The following is a 1,932-nucleotide window of genomic DNA, read 5'->3' as shown; positions in this document are numbered from 1 at the left end:
GGTTAGGATATTTCATACTTTTAAATACGAAACGTAACAAAAACGAACGTTTATGTTACATGGGGTCTCGCCACATGTCCATCAACCTAAGGTTTTTAATTATCCCCATAACGAAAATTTCAACTTTTTATAATTATTCATGAGAATTTGGCTCAACTCTTTCGTTTTGGACAACAATCAATTTCTTAAGTGGATGGTGATGGGGATTTTCCTATTTTTAAATAAATCGGACTGATATTTAAAAAAAGAAAAAACTTACGTGAAATTAAAGTTATATAATCTTGGATTGATGGGGATCTAAAAGCAAAAATGCTCAAGATCAAACAGGTCAATAATGTGCTATAATCTCATGTGTTGAGGTATCGATTGGAAAAAGATATCAGGCACATTAAATTAGAAAAGGAGAAAGAAGTATATGCCACTTATTGTTGACAGAGAACAGGTACGGCAAGAAATACTGCATGCACTTCAGCAATGTTTAGAGGAAAAGCCTCTTCTAAAGGTTTCTATGCGAGATATCGCAGCAAAGGCCAAAATCGCTCATTCAAAAATCAACTATTATTTTAATACAAAAGAGAAACTTCTACTGGCTTATATCGAATTTTTTGCTATTTCATATAAAACGGAGATTGAGCATTGGTACATAAAGTATAAACAAAATAACGTCAATCTCAACGAAACTTCACAAACGATAGTGAAACATTTCATCAAAGATATGGTTTTGATAAGTCATCAAAAACAATCATGGGCTTTCACGCAAATAAGCACTATGGGTCAATACAATACAGAAATAAGGTCTGCAATCAAAAATGTTTATAACGATTGGAGAGAGTCCATCAAACGTGTTTTGGAAGAGATTTATCGAGGCGAGGATGACCACATGGTATATAAGGCAGAAGCAGTTTTAATCATTATTGATGGGCTTCTTATTTATTCACTTCACGAAAAGATAGATGAGTCAAGAATAGATGCTGTGCTAGCAAATATTACGTTGTGATTTTTTTGATTGTTCAAAAAACATTGACGAAACTTGATATGAGTAATATGATTTATTTAGTCCAAGTGGACTAAATAAATCATATTGGAGGTCGCTTATGTCAAAAATTACTGTAGTTGGTTGTGGTGTTATGGGAAGCGCTCTGATTCGCGCGTTTATGAAGGCAGGTCATACTATTAACATTGTCGATAAAAATCCCACGGCAGCCAAGCCATTTGTAGCTGAAGGAGCTACGTTTAAATTATCATTGGATGAAGCTTTAGATTGTGATTTCGTTCTGTTAAACTTACCAGATTATAAGATAGCAATGCAGGTTATTGAAGAATGCAAATCGAAAGCTATCAAAGGGAAAATCATTGTAAACACTACTACAACAACCCCAACTCAAGCCCAAATTTTTGAGCAAATAATTAAAGACAGAGGCGCTATCGCCCTTGAAAGTGTGATTATTTGTTATCCTCACGATATTGGCACACATCGTGCATATCTTGTATATTCTGGCCCCAAGGAGGCTTTTGACCAAATTGAAGATCAACTTGCGGCACTTTCTCAGCCACATTTTGTAGGGACAGACATTCGCTTTGCAGAAATCATTGAGATGAGCACGTCAGCTCTGCAATTCGGTTTTTATTGGTTTGCCCTAATAGGTTCAGCGCTTTGTATACGAAACAATTTACCTATCTCCGAGTATTGCAAACATATTAAGGCAGCACTTCCAGTGGTGGGTCACCAACTGGTTACCCACTTGCCTGATAATCTAGAAAACTACACTGGCAAATTCCAAGATGCTACCGTCGCATCCTTGGATGTTCATACACATGGACTCCAAACGATAATGAAAACATTAGAGGATAATAACATTAATACGGGTGTATGTGAAGTTATGGAAAATCAGATGAAAGCAGCTATTGATGCAGGATATGGAAAATGTGATT

General features: G+C 35.8%; 2 protein-coding genes. Both read left to right on the top strand.

What is annotated here, in order from left to right; all coding sequences use genetic code 11:
* Window positions 1–415: 415 nt before the first annotated feature.
* Window positions 416–997 (top strand): TetR/AcrR family transcriptional regulator, encoded by a 582-nt coding sequence (locus ACQGSG_RS28680; protein ID WP_426948696.1) that lies wholly within the window; start codon window positions 416–418, stop codon window positions 995–997.
* A 97-nt stretch (window positions 998–1,094) separates the two neighbouring features.
* Window positions 1,095–1,932: NAD(P)-binding domain-containing protein (locus ACQGSG_RS28675; protein ID WP_426948694.1), on the top strand; the 838-nt coding region annotated here is incomplete at its 3' end.

Origin of the sequence: Bacillus sp. GMa5/1 (assembly GCF_050172015.1) — a bacterium.
GTDB classification, from domain to species: Bacteria; Bacillota; Bacilli; order Bacillales; family Bacillaceae_G; genus Bacillus_A; species Bacillus_A cereus.
Note: the sequence above shows the minus strand (reverse complement) of the source record. Positions and strands in the feature narration are given on the sequence as shown.